This is a genomic window from Streptomyces sp. NPDC079020, from assembly GCF_044542225.1.
Lineage (GTDB): Bacteria > Actinomycetota > Actinomycetes > Streptomycetales > Streptomycetaceae > Streptomyces.
Genome location: NZ_JBITUB010000002.1, coordinates 674,259 through 691,387 on the forward strand (window position 1 = coordinate 674,259; position 17,129 = coordinate 691,387).

8 protein-coding genes are annotated in these 17,129 nt (G+C 73.3%); 7 read left to right on the plus strand and 1 reads right to left on the minus strand.

From position 1 onward, the window contains the following. Positions 1-247: 247 nt before the first annotated feature. Genes ACIGJO_RS06905 through ACIGJO_RS06925 form a run of 5 tightly spaced genes read left to right on the plus strand, consistent with a single transcriptional unit; the run spans position 248 to position 12,849 of the window. Entirely contained in the window at positions 248-1,507 is a 1,260-nt protein-coding gene (locus tag ACIGJO_RS06905; RefSeq protein WP_399953260.1) for an MFS transporter, read from the plus strand. Continuing rightward, entirely contained in the window at positions 1,452-4,820 is a 3,369-nt protein-coding gene (locus ACIGJO_RS06910; RefSeq protein ID WP_399953111.1) for a type I polyketide synthase, read from the plus strand. The genes ACIGJO_RS06905 and ACIGJO_RS06910 overlap by 56 nt, the downstream gene beginning before the upstream one ends. Further along, positions 4,817-10,771, plus strand: a complete 5,955-nt coding sequence (locus tag ACIGJO_RS06915; protein ID WP_399953114.1) for a MupA/Atu3671 family FMN-dependent luciferase-like monooxygenase — start codon at positions 4,817-4,819, stop codon at positions 10,769-10,771. The genes ACIGJO_RS06910 and ACIGJO_RS06915 overlap by 4 nt, the downstream gene beginning before the upstream one ends. Continuing rightward, complete coding sequence (locus ACIGJO_RS06920; protein ID WP_399953117.1) at positions 10,768-12,069, plus strand: M18 family aminopeptidase; 1,302 nt, start codon at positions 10,768-10,770, stop codon at positions 12,067-12,069. The genes ACIGJO_RS06915 and ACIGJO_RS06920 overlap by 4 nt, the downstream gene beginning before the upstream one ends. A 57-nt stretch (positions 12,070-12,126) precedes the next feature. Then, positions 12,127-12,849 carry a thioesterase II family protein gene (locus tag ACIGJO_RS06925; RefSeq protein ID WP_399953120.1) on the plus strand — a complete coding sequence of 241 codons (723 nt, stop codon included), beginning with the start codon at positions 12,127-12,129 and terminating at the stop codon, positions 12,847-12,849. Positions 12,850-12,962: 113 nt separating this feature from the next. On the opposite strand, the gene ACIGJO_RS06930 is transcribed toward ACIGJO_RS06925, so the two are convergent. Next, entirely contained in the window at positions 12,963-14,498 is a 1,536-nt protein-coding gene (locus ACIGJO_RS06930; RefSeq protein ID WP_399953123.1) for a ricin-type beta-trefoil lectin domain protein, read from the minus strand. Between the two features lie 106 nt (positions 14,499-14,604). Between ACIGJO_RS06930 and ACIGJO_RS06935 the strand changes: the two genes are divergently transcribed. Then, entirely contained in the window at positions 14,605-16,008 is a 1,404-nt protein-coding gene (locus ACIGJO_RS06935) for a class II fumarate hydratase (RefSeq protein WP_399953126.1), read from the plus strand. Between the two features lie 173 nt (positions 16,009-16,181). Continuing rightward, positions 16,182-16,868 carry a DUF402 domain-containing protein gene (locus ACIGJO_RS06940; RefSeq protein ID WP_399953130.1) on the plus strand — a complete coding sequence of 229 codons (687 nt, stop codon included), beginning with the start codon at positions 16,182-16,184 and terminating at the stop codon, positions 16,866-16,868. The last annotated feature ends 261 nt before the right edge of the window (positions 16,869-17,129 follow it).

Genomic DNA, 17,129 nt, shown 5'->3' on the forward strand with positions numbered 1-17,129 from the left:
ACAAACGGGGCGACATCGGTGAGCGCCGCGGCTGGACGAGTATGTGCGGGTGACGCCCGGTATCAACGGCACCGACAGCCAATCGAACAGTCCATCGGAGAACGAGGCGGGCAGGGAAGCGGACAGGAAAACGGACATCGATACACGGATCGTGGCCGGGAGCGCGGGCGACACGGCGCGTTCCGAGCGGCGTTATCGATTCCTCGTCGCCGGTTACGCGGTCTCTTCGTACGGCACGTTCCTGAATATGGTGGCGCTCAATCTCTTCGTCTATGAGACGACGGGCAGAGCACTCGCCATGGGGCTGTTCATGGCCGTACGCCTGGCTTCCGGATTTGTCGCCGGACTGGTCGCGGGCGGGCTGCTCGCCCGTTTCACGGCGAAAAGCGTCATGCTGTGGACGAATGTCGCGCAGGCGGCGGTGATGCTGCTGCTCATCGTGGCCCCGGACGGTCTGCGGACGGCCTCGCTGATGGCCGTCTCGGTGGTGATCGGCGCGTGCGGAACGCTGTTCATGGTCTCGCTGCGCAGCTCGATCCCGGAGATGGTCCGTGAGGACCGCCGGCCCTGGGCGAACTCCCTGTCGATCACGGGACGTTCGCTGGCGATGGTGGCGGGCTTCGCCTCGGCGGGTGTGGTGGTGTCCCTGGTCGGGTACACCGCGGCGTTCGTGGTCGACATGGCGACCTTTGTGACCTGCGCGGTGACGGTGGCGCTGCTGCCGATCGCGGGGGGCGGCAGGGGTACGGGCGCCACGCCGGATTCGGAGGGGGATTCCGGTGGGCGCGCGGACGGGGAGCCGGCGGGAGCGCCCGGCGAGGGCGCGGCGGCCCGGAAGCCGGGACGGCGGCGCATGCCCGTCGCCGTCCTGGCGCTGGCCGCCGCGCCCGGTATGGGGCTGATGGTGGCGCTGCGCGGGGTGGACGCGTTCGGCTCGTCCTCCCACAACGCGGCGCTGCCGATCTACTCCACCGAGCTGGACGCGTCCAACCCCGCGGTGTTCGTCTCCGCCTTCTGGTGTGTGTGGGCGGTCGGCAACATCGCCGCGCAGCAGGTGATCCAGCGGTACGCGAAGCGCGCCGGGCGGTCCGTGGGGGCCCTCGGCTTCGGCTACGGGACCATCGTGATGTCCGCGGCGTTCATCCTGGCCTTCGCGGGGTTCCCGCTGGGCGTGACGGCGGTGATCGCGCTGGTCGCGGGCGCCGCGGACGGGCTCACCGAGGTGTCGTACACCTCGCATCTCCAGACTCTTCCGACCGCCCTGCGCGGTCATGCCTTCGGGCTCTCCGCCACGTTCGAGAACCTCGGCTTCGGGGTCGGCATGATCCTGGTGGCCGCCGCCCTCGACCGGTACACCTCCTTCACCGTGGTCGCGTGGTCCCATGGGGCTGCCATCGTGGTCGCCCTGGCATTCCTGCTGCGGGTGGCGGGGCTGCGGAGGGGAGTAGCAGTTGAAGGAGAACCGCGTCGCGGTGATCGGGACGGCGCTGAGGTTTCCCGGAGCTGACAGCACCGAGGCGTACTGGCGCGACATCCGTGCCGGTGTGAGCCGGGTACGCCGTTTCACCGACGCCGAGTTCGCGGCGGCGGGAGTGCCCGAGTCGGAGTACGGCACCCCCGGGTACGTCGGCGCGAGCGCGCTGCTGGATTCCGTGGACGGCTTCGATGCCGCCTTCTTCGGGATGAGCGGGCGGGAGGCCGCGCTCACCGATCCGCAGCAGCGGCTGTTCCTGGAGTGCTGCTTCCACGCGCTGGAGGACGGCGGGTACGCGCGGCCGGACGAAGCGGTACGGATCGGGGTGTACGGGAGCGCGGGCTACCGGCTGTACTCGCTGCACAGTTATCTCGCGGAGAATCTGGGCGCGGAGTCCCGCTCCGGCGACTGGATGACCGCCAAGCAGGTGCAGGTCGGCAACTACCCGGATTTCACGGCGAACCGGGCCGCGTACCGGCTCGGGCTGACCGGTCCCGCGGTGAACGTGGCGACGGCCTGTTCGAGTGCGCTGGTCTCCGTACATCTGGCCTGCCAGGCGCTGCGGGCCGGGGACGCGGAGCTGATGCTGGTGGGCTCCGCGGCCCTGCATCTGCCGCAGATCACCGGGCACCGCCCGGTGAAGGGTTCGACGCTCTCCCCCACCGGTACGGTCCGGGCCTTCGACGCCGACGCGGACGGCACCGTCGGCGGCAACGGGGTCGCCGCCGTCCTGCTGAAGCCGCTGGAGCGCGCGCTGGCCGACGGGGACACCGTGCGCGCCGTGATCCTGGGGTCGGCCGTCACCAATGACGGGGCGGACAAGGCGGGGTTCGCCGCACCGGGCGTCGCCGGGCAGCGCGACGCCGTGCTCGGGGCGCTGCGCGCGGCCGGGGTGTCCGCGGAGTCGGTCGGCTATGTGGAAGCGCACGGTACGGGCACGCTCAAGGGCGACCCCATCGAGTTCGCCGCCCTGACGGAGGCGTTCCGCCGGCACACCGGCCGGACCGGGTTCTGCGCGCTGGGCTCCACGAAGCCCGCGATCGGCCATCTCGACAGCGCGGCCGGGCTCGCCGGACTGATCAAGGCGATCGAGGTGCTGCGGCACGGGGTCGTCCCTCCGCTGGTGAACTTCTCCCGTCCCAATCCGGCGCTCGCGGTCGGGGCGAGCCCGTTCGTCCTGCCGGACCGCGAGCTGGACTGGCCGGTGGACGGAGTGCGGCGAGCCGGTGTGCACTCGATCGGCATGGGCGGTACCAATGCGCACGTGATCATGGAACAGGCGCCCGACGCACCCCGGCGTACGGAGCGGATGCCCCGGCGTGCGGCCGGAGCGTCCCGCCGTGCCGAGGGGTCACACCCGGATTCCCCGCCGACGCCCGCGCCGCTTCCGTCGCCCGCGCCGCTCCCGATACCCGCGCCGCTCCCGACGCCCATGACGCTTCCGACGCCCGCACCGCTCCCGTCGCCCGCGCTGCTTCCGGTGTCCGCCGCGAGTGCGGACGCGCTCGTGGCGTACGCCCGCTCGCTGCGTGACCATCTCGTCCGCCACCCCGAAACCTCCCCCGCCGATCTGCTGGTCACCACCGCGCTGGGACGCCGGCTGCTGCCGCACCGGCTGGTCGTCACGGCGGTGGACCCGGTGGCGGGGCTCGACGCGTTCCTGCGCGACGGCGCGGCGGGCGACATGGGCACAGCGGATACGGCGGGCGGAAAGGGCACGGCGGGAGCGGCGGCAAGCGGGACGTATGTGACCGGGGTGGTGGAGGAGCGCGGCGGTGCGGTGGCGCCGGTCTTCCTGTTCAGCGGGCAGGGCAGCACCCGCCCCGGCATGGGCGCCGAACTGTCGGCGCGCTTCCCGGTGGTGGCCGGAACACTCGCTCTCTGCGCCCGGCTGTACGAGGAGGAGACCGGCCACCGCGACTTCCTGGCGCGGGTCGTGGACGGCCGGGGGCCGGACCGCTGGGACACGGCCTTCGCGCAGCCCGCGCTCTTCGCCCTCCAGATCGCCCAGGCCCGGCTCTGGGAACAGCTCGGCGTCACTCCGGCGCGGGTCGCCGGACACAGCGTCGGCGAGTACGCCGCGCTGTGCGTGGCCGGGGCGATGGACGTCGAGGACGCGATGCGGCTGGTGTGCCGGCGCGGCCGGCTGATGCAGAACGACGTGGCGCCCGGGGCCATGCTCGCCGCCTTCGTGTCACGCGAGCGGGTAAGGGAGCTGCTGGCCGGGGTCGACGGCCTGGAGCTCGCCGCGGTCAACGGCGCCGCCCTGCATGTCCTCGCCGGCCCCCCGGCGGTGGTCGCGGCCGCACGGTCCCTGCTGGCGGAACGGGGCGAGGCGTACGAGCCACTGGCCCTGGACCGGGCCTTCCACACCGCGCTGCTCGACCCGGTCCTCGACGAGCTCCGGGTCCTCGTAGCCAGGACGGAACTCCGGCCGTTGCGCACGGAGTTCGTCAGCGGACTCGACGGGTCCGTACGGCCCGTCGGATGGCTGCCCGACGCCGATCACCTGGTCCGGCAGGCGCGGAGGCGGGCCGACTTCGCCGCCGTACTGGCCACCCTCGGCGACGCCCCCGTCCTGCTGGAGCTGGGGCCGTCCGCCACGCTGACCGGGCTGGTCCGCCGGGCCCTGCCGGACGCCGTGCGGGTACCGACCCGGCAGTGGGAGCACGCGGTGGCCCGGCTCCACTGCGCGGGAGTGGCCCTCGACTGGCCGGCGCTGCTGGCCGGGAGCGGCGGCCGGCGGGTGCCGCTGCCGACGTACCCGTTCCGGCATCGGTCCTACTGGGCGGGTCCGGAGCCGGTCCGTATCCCCGCGCCCCCGCAGCACATATCCGCACGCACGACGGAGGATGGCATGACCGAACAGGCCGTACTGGACCGGGTGCTGGAACTGGCCGCCCGTCATCTGGGCCACCGGCCCTCGGCGGCCGACGCCGACCGCACGTTCGTGGCGATGGGCGCGGACTCCCTCCAGCTGATCGGCATGGTCCGCCAGCTGGAGGCGGAGTTCGGCACGGAGCTGGCCGTGCGGGAGATCCTGGAGGAGGCCGGGACCCCGAGGCTGACGGCCCGGCTGATCGCGGGCCGCACGGCGACGCACCAGGCGAACGAACCGTCGACGGTGCCGGCGGAGGACCCGGTGCCCGAGCCGGTACCCGTACGGTCTCCCGTGCCGGCGCCGGTGTCCGCCGCGGACCGGGAGCCGGCCCTCGCGACCCGCGCCGAGGTCGAGGAACTGTCCCGCCAGATACGCCTGCTGGCCGAGACCCAGGCCGCGATGCTCACCCAGCTCTCCGACGCGGTCGCCCTGCTGACCGGCCGCACCGGGGCGGCGGAGCGATGAGCGCCCCGCACACCGGCGGCCGGGACGCGACGGCCGAAGCGGTGGACAGGGCGGCGGAGCTCTCCCGGCAGCTGACCCGGCAGCTCGCGGCCGCCGCCCGTGACCGCGCCGGAAGCACGCCACCGCAGGCACTCCGGCCCACGCCCTCGTCCGACCGACGGCCCACACCTCCGCGAGCGCAGCCGCCGCGGGAGCACCCCGCTGCCCCGGCCGTCCCGCCCCACGGCCCCCGCCTCGTCGTCGACGCGGCGGGCGGGATGACCGGGGCGGGCCGGGCCGATGCCGCGCAGCGGGCCCACACCGACACGCTCGTCCGCAGGTTCACCGAGCGGACCCGCACCTCCAAGCGGCTCGCCCAGCAGCACCGTTCCGTCCTCGCGGACAGCCGGGCCGTCGTGGGGTTCCGCGACGCCACCAAGGAGATGCTGTACCCGATAGCCGCGCGTTCGGCGCACGGCTCCCGGCTCACCGACGTCGACGGCAACGACTACACCGACATCACCATGGGCTTCGGTGCCCTGCTCTTCGGTCATGAACCGGAGTTCGTCACCGAGGCCGTCCGGCGCCATCTCTCCCGGGGCCTCCGCTTCGGCCCCCGCTCCCCCGACACCGGCGAGGCAGCGGCGCTGCTCGCCGGGCTGACGGGGCTGGAGCGGGTGGCCTTCGCCGGGTCCGGTACGGAGGCGAACTCGGCGGCCGTCCGGCTGGCCCGCGCCGCCACCGGGCGCGACAAGATCGTCATGTTCCGGGGCTCGTACCACGGGCACATCGACTCCGTGCTCGGCCGCCCCGGCGGCCCCGACCGGCACGCCGTCCCCGTCTCGCGCGGCATCCCGGCGAGCGCCGTCGCCGACCTGATCGTGCTGGAGTACGGGGACCAGGAGTCCCTCGACGCCATCGACGCGCTGGGCGACCGCATCGCGGCCGTCCTCGTCGAACCCGTCCAGTGCCGCGCTCCCGCCCTGCGGCCGGTGGACTTCCTGCGCTCCCTGCGCGAACTGACCGCCCGCCGGGGCATCGTGCTGCTCTTCGACGAGATGCTGACCGGACTGCGCCCGCACCCGCGCGGCGCCCAGGACCACTTCGGTGTCGTCCCCGACCTCGCCACGTACGGGAAGGCGCTCGGCAGCGGCTTCCCCATCGGGGCGGTGGCGGGCCGGGCCGATCTGCTCGACGGGGTCGACGGCGGTTTCTGGCAGTACGGGGACGGCAGCCGGCCCACCCGCGAGACCACCTTCATCGGCGGCACGTATATGCAGCACCCGCTGTCGATGGCAGCGGCGAAGGCGGTGCTCACCCATCTCAGGGACCAGGGGCCGGGGCTCCAGGAGGGGCTCAACGCCCGCACCTCGGCGCTCGCCGGACAGCTCAACGCCTTTTTCCGGGACGAGGAGTTCCCGCTGGAACTGGCACACTTCGGGTCGATGTTCCGCTTCACCCACCGCGCCGACATGGAGCTGCTCTACCACCACCTCCAGCTGCGCGGGGTGTACGTCTGGGAGTGGCGCAGCTTCTACCTCTCCACCGCGCACACCGACGAGGACGTGGCGGCGGTGGCGGACGCGGTGAAGGGCTCGCTCCGCGAGCTGCGCGAGGGCGGGTTCTTCCCCCGTACGGCACCCGCGGCCGAGCCCGTGCGCCCGCCGGTACGGCCGGTGCGCCCCGCCCCCGACTTCGGGGTGTACTTCTTCGGCGACCACCCGCAGAGCGACACCCCGGAGAACGGCGCCCCTCGGAGCGACGCCCCGCAGAGCGGCGGCCCCCGGAACAGCCACCCGGGGAACGCCCGCCCCGCGACGGACGGTCCGGACACCGCGTCGGCCGCCGCCCAGGCGTACGGGACGGTCTTCGAGACCGCCCGCTTCGCCGACGAGCACGGCTTCTCCTCGCTCTGGCTGCCCGAGCGGCACTTCCACTCCTTCGGCGGTCTCTTCCCGAATCCCGCCGTCCTGGCCGCCGCCCTCGCCCGCGAGACCACCCGGATCCGGATCAACGCGGGCTCCGTCGTCCTGCCACTGCACGACCCGGTGCGGGTGGCCGAGGAGTGGTCGGTCGTCGACAACCTCTCCGGCGGCCGGGTCGGCATCGGGTGCGCCACCGGCTGGCACGCCCAGGACTTCGCGCTGCACCCCGACCGGTTCGCCGACCGCCGCGAGATCGCGTTCGCCCACCTGGACGAGGTCCGCGCGCTGTGGCGCGGGGAGGCCGTCCGGCGGCGTACGGGCGAGGGCGCCGAGACCGACGTACGCATCCGGCCGCGCCCGGTGCAGGAGGAGCCGCCGATGTTCCTCGCCACCTCCGGGCGGCGTGCCTCCTACGGGGAGGCGGCCCGGCGCGGGCTCGGTGTGGTCACCAATCTGATGAGCCAGACCGTGGAGGAGCTGGCCGCGCACATCGCGTACTACCGGCAGGTGCGCGCGGAGTGCGGGCTGGACCCGGAGACCGGCCGGGTGACCGTCCTGGTGCACACGTACCTCGGTACGGATCACGGGACCGCGCGGGCCGAGGCGCTGGAGCCGATGGTCCGCTATCTGCGCTCGTCGCTGCTGATGCGGTCGGCCGCCACCGCGCTCGGCCACGGCCCGCGGGACGTCGCGGATTCGGGCGAGGAGGACCTCGACTATCTGTTCCGGCGGGCCTACGACCGGTACTGCGACCAGCGGGCCCTGATCGGTTCGCCGGAGGGTGTCGCGCCGCTCGTCGACGCGCTGCACCGGGCGGGCGTCGACGAGATCGCCGCGCTCGTCGACTTCGGGATGAGCGCGGAACAGCTGCGCGCGGGGCTCGGTCAGCTGGATCTGCTGCGCCGCCGCACGCAGGAACGGGCACGCGAGAGCACCGCGCCCGCCACCGCCGCGCAGCGCCGGCTCTGGCTGTCCTCCCGGCTGCTCGGCGACCGGGCCGCGTACAACGAGACCCAGGCGGTACGGCTGCGCGGGCCGCTGGACGAGGCGGCGATGCGCACCGCCGTGGACGGTCTGGTGGAACGGCACGACGGGCTGCGGACCGTGTTCCGGGCCGGGCGGGGCGATGGACCGGGCGAGGAGTCCGTGCTGCAGGTCGTCCGGTCCGGGCAGCGCGTTCCGCTCCGGGTCACCGACGCCCGGGGGCAGCTGCCCGACGCGGCGATCGGGGCGGCGCTCTCCGAGGAGAGCACCCGTGCCTACGACCTGGCCGAGGGGCCGCTGTTCACCCCCCGGCTGCTCAGGCTGGCCGACGACGACCACGTACTGGTCTTCGGGCTGCACCACATCATCACGGACGCGCACTCGGCCGGACTGCTCGCGGCGGACCTCCAGGAGCTGTACCGGGCGGCGGCCGAGGGCCGGCCCGCCGTGTTCGACAGGCCCGCCGGGACGGCTCTCGGCGCCCCCGAACCGCCCTGCGACGACGCCGATCTGACCTGGTGGCGTACGCGGCTGGGCGAGCGGCCCCCCGTACTGGAGCTGCCCACGGACCGGCCGCGCGGGCGCCGGGTGGCGGGGCGCGGCGGGGCGGAGACCCGCGGCCTGGACCAGGAGCGGGCGGATCTGCTCCGGGAGTGGAGCGGGGAGCGGGGGGTCACCCTGTTCGCCACGCTCTGCACGGCCTGGCAGCTGGTGCTGCGCCGGCGTTCGGGGCAGGACGACTTCCTCCTCGGCACGACGTTCGGGCGGCGCCCGCCGGAGACCCTGGACACGGTCGGTTTCCATGTGGCGCTGCTGCCGTTGCGGCTGACGGCGACGGACGCGACACCGGTGCGGGAGGCCGTACGGGCCACGGGGCGCGCCCTGTTCGAGGCGGACGCGCACAGCCGGGTGGACCTCGATGCCCTGCTCGCCGCCGTCCGACCGGCCGCGGCCGGTCCGCGACCGCTGATCACGGTGTCGGCCGACCTCGGGACCGCGCCGCTCACCGGCATCGACCTGCCCGGTCTGCGCGCGGAGGAGGTGGCGGCCGGGACGGAGTCGGCGCCGCTGGAGCTGGCCCTGATGGTCACCCGCACGATGTCGGGGAGCCTGCGGCTGCGGCTGCGCTACGACGCGGACCTGTTCGACGCCGGGACGGCGCGCGGGTATCTCGCCGAACTGGACGACACCCTGCGGACGATGACCGGCACCCGGGACCCGGAGGAGCCGTCCGGACCCGAGGCGCCCGAGGCGCCCGGGGAGCGGGGGGAGCGGGGGGAGGCCGGTGCCGGCGGGGCGCCCGGCACCGGCGCCGTTCTGCGGGAGGTCTGGGAGTCCGTGCTCGATGTGCGCGGTTTCCCCGACGACGCCAACTTCTTCGATCTCGGCGGCAACTCCATCGCCGCGATCCGGCTGGTGAACCGGGTGCGCGACACCCTCGGCGTCGACTACCCGCTGGCGGACTTCTTCTCCGAGGCCACCCTGCGGGCCATGACGGAGCAGTTCACGGGCGGGCCCGCCGCGCTGCCGCCGGAGGACGGGCCGGTCGCGGTGGCCGAGGACGGGCCGGTCGCGGTGGCCGAGACGGTCCTCGACCGCGCTCCCGTGAGCGACCAGCAGGCGCGGATGATCGCCGGTCACCATGCCGTCCCGCACGCGGAGGTGTGGAACGTACCGACCCGGATCACGTTCACCGGCCCGCTGGATCCGGAGGCGCTGCGGTCCGCGCTGGCCGAGGTGACCGCCCGGCACGACTCGCTGCGGACCCGGTTCGTGCCGGAGGGGAGCGCGCCGGACGGGCCCTGGTGGCAGGAGGTTCTCGCGCCGGTTGCGCCGGTGCTGCCGGTGGAGGACCTCACCGGGCTCCCGCCCGCCGAACGGGAGCCGCGGGCCGAGGCGTTGTGCAGGGAGACCGCCGCCCGCGCCTTCGACCTGAGCCGGTCCGTGCTGCCGGGGCTGCGGCTGCTGCGTGTCGAGGAGGACCGCTGGACGCTGATGTTCGTGCTGCACCACATCACCGCCGACGGCTGGTCCCTGTCGCTGCTGCTCGCCGAGATCGCCGAGCTGTACACCGCGGCGGCGGCGGGCGTCCCGCACACGCTGCCGGCACCGGCCCTGCAGGCCCCGGAGTACGCCCGCCGCCAGCGTGCCGAGCACGATCCGGAGACCGAAGCGGCCAGGGCCGCGTACTGTGCCGCGTACCTGGACGGGGTGCCGTCCGCCGTTCCCGTACCCACCGACCGTCCCCGCCCCGAGAAGCTGAGCGGGCACGGGGACACGATCCGCGGGGTCGCGTCCGGCGAGGTGAGGGCGGCGGTGGAGGAGTTCGCGAGTTCCCGGCACACCACACCGTTCGCGGTCGCGGCGGCGGCCCTCGGGGTGTTCCTGACGAGGCTGTCGGGGGAGCCGGACATCCTGCTGAGCGTGCCGTACGCCAATCGCCGGGGCACCGATTCCGAGTCGCTCGTCGCGATGACGTCGACCGCCGTGATGGTTCGCGTACGACTGGATTCAGCCAATCTCGCGGAGACCTGCGCGGAGTTCGCGGCCCGGACCGGCGCGGGCGCGATGGGCGCCATGGCACATGTCCTGCCGACCGCGCGCATCATGCAGGCGATGCGGGACGCGGGCGCGCAGGGCGTCCCGGACCGGGTCCCGCACGTCCTGGCGTTCCAGAACTCCGTCGACACGGACATCGAGATCCCCGGCCTCGGTGTCGAGGTGGCCGATCTGGCACCGCCTCTTTCCCGCAGTGAGCTGTGCTTCGGGCTTGCGCCGCGCCGGGACCCTGCGATGGGTTATCGAACGTTCCTGGAGTTCTCCTCGGACCTCTGGAACCGGGAGACCGCCGAGGAACTGCTCACCTCGTACACCGGACTGCTCGCGGAGTTCTGTGCCCGGCCCGACCGGCCGGTCCGCGAACTGCTCGGACCGCCCGGCGAGGCGACCGGCGAACCGGTCGACGGGCAGACCCACGCCTTGACCGACGTACCGACCGAAGCATCCGCAGCACCCTCACCCCCGCAGTCACTGCCGAACACCGGAAAGGCGGACGCCGTATGACGCCGGCCAACCACCGCAGCCACACCGACGACCTGCTCTCCTTCATCGCGGCCAGCCCCTCGCCGTACCACGTGGTGGCGAGCGCCGCCCAGCGCCTGGAGAAGGCCGGATTCCGCGAGCTGCGCGGGACGGACGACTGGACCGGGGCGACCGGCGGCTGCTTCGTCATCCGCGCCGGTGCGCTGATCGCCTGGTACGTCCCCGAGGGCGCTCCGGCGCACACCCCTTTCCGGATCGTCGGCACCCACACCGACTCGCCGAACCTGCGGATCAAGCCGTCGCCCGACACCGGGACGGCGGGCTGGCGCCAGATCGGCGTGGAGATCTACGGCGGTGTCCCGCTCAACACCTGGCTCGACCGTGACCTGGGCATCTCCGGCCGGCTCGCCCTGCGCGGCCCGGACGGCACCCCGCGCAACCGGCTCGTCCAGATCGACGAACCGCTGCTGCGGGTGCCCCAGCTGGCCATTCATCTGGACCGCTCGGTCAACGAGGGTGTGGCGCTCGACCGGCAGCGGCACCTCGCCCCGGTCTGGGCGCTCGGTGATCCGCAGGAGGGCGCGCTGCTGCGCCGGGTGGCGGCCGCCGCCGAGGAGGACCCGGACGATGTGCTGGGCTGGGACCTCATGCTGCACGACATCCAGCCGCCCGGATATCTGGGCGTCGACCGGGAGTTCGTGGTCGCGTCCCGGCTGGACAACCAGATCTCGGTGCACGCGGGGGTCACGGCGCTGGTCGGTGCGGCGACCGGCGTCGAGGAGCCGGACTACGTCCCCGTGCTGGCCGCCTTCGACCACGAGGAGGTCGGCAGCGGTTCGGAGACCGGTGCGCAGAGCCCGCTGCTGGAGCGGGTCCTGTCGCGTTCCGTCGCGGCCCGGGGCGGCAGCGGCGAGGACTGGTCGCGGGCCCTGTCCGGTGCCTTCTGCGTCTCCGCGGACATGGCGCACGCCGTCCACCCCAACTACGCGGAGCGGCACGACCCGGACCACCGGCCGCTGCCCAACGGCGGGCCCACGGTCAAGGTCAATGTGAACCAGCGGTACGCCACCGACAGCACCGGTATCGCGGTGTTCACGGCGGCGTGCGAGCGGGCGGGCGCTCCGTGGCAGCCGTTCGTCTCCAACAACGCGATGCCGTGCGGCACCTCCATCGGCCCGCTCACCGCTGCCCGGCTGGGCGTCACCACGGTCGACGTGGGGGTGCCGGGGCTGTCCATGCACTCGGCGCGCGAACTGTGCGGTGCGGACGACCCGGCCCATCTGGCGGCCATCCTGGGCGCGATCATGACCGGGGGCTGACCCGGGTCCCCGGGCGCCCCGTTCGTACCGCCGGACCGGAAGAAGGACCGAGAGACCGTGGAAGAGACCGTCCTGATCTGCCTGCCCTTCGCCGGGGCGGGTCCGTCGTTCTACGCTCCGTGGCAGGCGCTGGCCCCGACGGGTCTGCGGATCCTCCCGGTGCAGCTGCCGGGCCGTGAGAAACGGTTCGCCGAACCCGCGTACACCTCGGTGGCTCCGGCCGTGGACGACGCGTACGCGCAGGTCACCGCCGCGCTCGGGGACGGCGGGCCGGTGGCCCTGTTCGGTCACAGCATGGGCGCGGTGCTCGCGTACGAGCTGGCGCACCGGATCGAGCAGGCCGCCGGCCCGGCGGGCCCGCGGCTGGAGTCGCTGGTGGTCAGCGGGTCCCCCGGCCCGTGGACGGCCCGGACGGACCGGGCGGGCGGCCTGCCGGACGAGGAGTTCACGGCGCGGGTGAAGAGCTTCGCCGGGTACGCCCATCCGGCACTGGAGGACCCGGAGATGCGGGAGCTGCTGCTGCCCGCGCTCCGGGCCGACGTGCGGCTCCACGAGACGTACGTTCCCTCCTCCGACCGCCCGCTGTCGGTGCCCGTCACCTCGGTGCGGGGCCGCACGGACGCGCTGGTCGGGCCGGGGGACGCGGCGCAGTGGTGCCGGGCGACCACGGGTGTGCTGACCGTGGCCGAACTGGACGGCGGGCACATGTATCTGGCCGATCAGCCCGCCGCGCTGCTGAAGCTGGTGGCCGCCGGGCTGCGTACCGCCCGGGACGGCTGAGACCCGCCGTCCGGTCCGCGGGGGAAGGGGTGGCCACGGCATCGCGGCCACCCCTTCCCCCGCGTTCGCTGCGCCTCTGTCCTTCCCGGCGTCCGCGGCCGGGAGGGGTGTTCCTACACGAACCGCTGCTTCGTGCTGCCGTCGCACGCCTGGAGCCTGAGCGGGTCCTTGGCCCCGGCCAGGGTCAGGCAGAGCCCGGTCGCCGCGGCGGGGCGCAGGGTGCCCGACTGCTGGACGAACTTCTGGTTGGCCGCGCCCGAGCAGTCCCACACGACGAGCGTGGTGCCCGCGGCGTACTTGGCGCCCGGCACGTCCAGGCACCGGTCGTGGCTCAGTTCGCTGCGGACGGTCCGCTCGGTGGAGTCGTACCACCAGCCCTGGTTGCGGCCGTCGTGGCAGTCCCAGCCGCCGATCGCGGTGCCGTTGCGGGTCTCCGAGGCGGGGACGTCCACACAGGTGCCGGTGGCCTCGTTCCTCAGCGGCCCGAACACGTCGTCCCAGGCGGCCGGCTGGAGCACCGGCCTGCCCGTGCTGCCCGGGTCGGCGCAGCCGGCCTCACGCAGGCCGGAGTTGTAGATCTGGGTGAGGCAGGACGCGAAGGCGCCGTGGCCGGCCGCGTTGGGGTGGAAGGACTGCCGCACCGAGTTCTCGTCCGGTGTGCCCGGCTTGGTGAGGTCGATGTAGAGCCCGCGCGCCCAGGTCTGCTGGGTGCAGACCTCGTGGCCGTGGAAGAGCCGGGAGTTGTCGAGGAAGACGGCTCCGGTCGAGGCCGCGGCCTTGCGCATGCCGACCTCGAACGCGGGGACGGCGGTGTTGCGGCCCCAGACGGTGTCGGAGTCGTAGCCGAGACCGCCGCAGGCGAGCTTCCCGGGGAAGTCCGGGTTGTCGCGGAAGTCGGGGCCGATCGGGCTCGGGTAGCCCATGACGACCAGCTTGTAGTCGCTGTTGGCGTAGCCCGCGCCCGTCATGACGGTGCGCAGGTCCCGGACGGTCTGCTCGACCTTGGGGACGAGCGCGTCCACGCGTGCCTGCCAGCCACCGGCGTACTTGGGCTCGCAGGGGCCCTGGAGGCTGATGTAGCGCACCACGCAGTCGGTCATGACCGGACCGAACTGGAGGTCGTCGTTGGCCCCGGCCACCAGCACGATCATCTTGATACGGGTGTTGCGCGCCTTCACGGCGAGGCTGTCGCTCTGAACGATTTCATCGGCGTACTGCTTGGATCCGCCGATCTTGATGTTCCCGGTATAGGCGCCGGAGCACGAGACGTTGTACGTGACGTCCGCCGCGATGCCCGTGCGGTGGATGGCGGCGTCGGGCGACCGGTGGCACCAGTTGTCCGGGCCATTGGTGCCGGGCTCGTACGTGCCGACCCCCTCGCCGGAGATCTCGCTGTCGCCCAGCGAGATCAGTCCGGTCTTGCGGTCGGCGAGCGGCCGCTCGGCGGGGCTGCCGTACAGCTGGGTGGCTTCCGCGGCCCGGACGGCTTCCAGTTCGGGCGGGAGCGGGGTGGATGCGGTAGTGGTGGTACGGGACTCGCTCGCGCCTGCCGGTCCGGCGGCGGCCATACCGCCGACGGCCGCCGCGAGGGCGGCGGCTGCCGCGACCGTACAGCGAAGCCCGCGAAAGCTGGGCCTGGTGCGCCTCATTGCGCCTCCTGGTGAGTTGTTACCCCCGGTATTTACTGGTCGGTAGCCGCCAAGGGAATACATAGAACAAGACAAGTGCTCAACTTTTTCAGGAGGTTTACCCACCATGGACGAGTCGTCAGGCACCACGGAGTACCGCATCGAGCACGATTCGATGGGTGAGGTGAGGGTCCCGGCGCACGCCAAGTGGCGTGCCCAGACCCAGCGGGCCGTGGCGAACTTCCCGGTCTCCGGACAGCGGCTGGAGCGCGCCCACATCGAGGCCCTGGCCCGGATCAAGGCGGCCGCCGCCAAGGTCAACGCGGAGCTCGGGGTGCTGGACGCGGACATCGCCGGAGCGATCCGGGAGGCCGCGGCGGAGGTCGCCGGGGGCCGGTGGGACGAGCACTTCCCCGTCGACGTGTTCCAGACGGGCTCCGGCACCTCGTCCAACATGAACACCAACGAGGTCATCGCCACGCTCGCCACCGAGCGCCTGGGCCGTGAGGTCCACCCCAACGACCATGTGAACGCCTCGCAGTCGTCCAACGACGTGTTCCCGTCCTCCATCCACATCGCCGCGACCGCCGCCGTCACCGCCGACCTCATCCCGGCGCTGGGCCATCTGGCGGACGCCCTGGAGCGGAAATCGGCCGAATTCTCGGAGGTCGTCAAGTCGGGCCGTACGCATCTGATGGACGCCACCCCGGTGACCCTGGGCCAGGAGTTCGGCGGCTACGCGGCCCAGATCCGCTACGGCGTCGAGCGGCTGCGCGCCTCGCTCCCCCGCCTCGCCGAGCTCCCGCTGGGCGGTACGGCGGTGGGCACCGGGATCAACACCCCGCCCGGCTTCCCGGCCGCGGTGATCGCCGAGGTCGCCGCCACCACCGGGCTGCCGCTCACCGAGGCCCGCGACCACTTCGAGGCACAGGGCGCCCGGGACGGACTCGTGGAGACCTCCGGTCAGCTGCGGACGATCGCGGTCTCCCTGACCAAGATCTCCAACGACCTGCGCTGGATGGCCTCGGGCCCCCGCACCGGACTGGCCGAGATCAGCCTGCCCGACCTCCAGCCGGGCTCGTCGATCATGCCGGGCAAGGTGAATCCGGTCATCCCGGAGGCGGTGCTGATGGTGGCCGCCCAGGTGACGGGGAACGACACGACGGTCGCCGTCGCGGGCGCGGCGGGCAATTTCGAGCTGAACGTGATGCTGCCCGTGATGGCGAAGAACCTGCTGGAGTCGGTGCGGCTGCTCACGACCGCCTCCCGGCTGCTCGCCGACCGCACGGTCGACGGCATCACCGCCCATGTCGAGCGGGCCCGCGCGTACGCGGAGTCCTCGCCGTCCGTGGTGACCCCGCTGAACAAGTACATCGGCTACGAGGAGGCGGCGAAGGTCGCCAAGAAGTCCCTCAAGGACGGCACGACGATCCGCGAGACGGTACTGGCCTCGGGTTACGTCGAGCGCGGCGACCTCACCGTCGAGCAGCTCGACGAAGCCCTGGACGTCCTGCGCATGACGCGGCCGTGATGTCCCGCTGACGCGCCGCCCGCGCCGCCCGTGCCCCCTGTACGCCGCCCGCGCGGCGCGGCGTACGGCTCGGGCGGTGCGTGCCGTGGCGTGCCGCGTACCGCGTCCCCCGTAAGGCAGGCGGGTGACGCGTATCGCAGCGGGCGGGCGGACCCCGTCCGTAAGATCCCTCCATGACAGACACGGGAGAGCACGCACGCTGGTCGCCGGGGGACCGGATCCTCTGGCGCTACCGCGACAACGGCCGGGCCTGCGGGGACTCTGCCGTCCGCCCCGTGCACATCTGCCGCCCGGTCACCGTCGTCGAGGACTCCGAGACGCTGCTCGCCGTCTGGATGGCGCCCGGCACCGAGTGCGTACGGCCGGTTCTCGCCGACGGCACCCCGGTGCAGGCCGAGCCCCTCGCCACCCGCTACACCGCGCCGCGCACGACCGCCCGCTCGACCTGGTTCGGCTCGGGCGTGCTGAAGCTCGCCAGGCCCGGGGACCCCTGGTCGGTGTGGCTTTTCTGGGACCGCGGATGGCTCTTCCGCAACTGGTACGTCAACCTGGAGGAGCCCCGTACCCGCTGGGCCGGAGGGGTCGATTCCGAGGATCACTTTCTCGACATCTCCGTGCACCCGGACCGGAGCTGGAAGTGGCTCGACGAGGACGAGTTCGCCCAGGCGCAGCGGGTCGGCCTGATGGACGCGGCCACCGCCGCGCGGGTGCGGGCGGCGGGCCGTGCGGCCGTCCAGGTGATCCAGGAGTGGGGCGCGCCGTTCCGTGACGGCTGGGAGGACTGGCGGCCCGACCCGCGGTGGCAGGTGCCGCCGCTGCCGGATGACTGGGACCGCACCCCTGCGCGTATGCCGTCGTGAGACCCTTGGAACACCCCAGGGGGCGGACCGTAGGATCGTCCCCCTCAGGGGCCCCGCCACCACAACCGGCGGGCACGGCACAGGACCTGACCACAAGTCATCGCAACGGCCGCGCGGACCGTACGGGACACGGACCCGGACGGAACGTACGGCCGCAGGAACCACTACGAGGGGGTGGAGACATGCTCGCTGTCCGCTGCCCCGTCCCTGGAAACGTTGTCAATCGGCCACCGTGCGGACGCTCGGTTTCGGCCCCGCGAA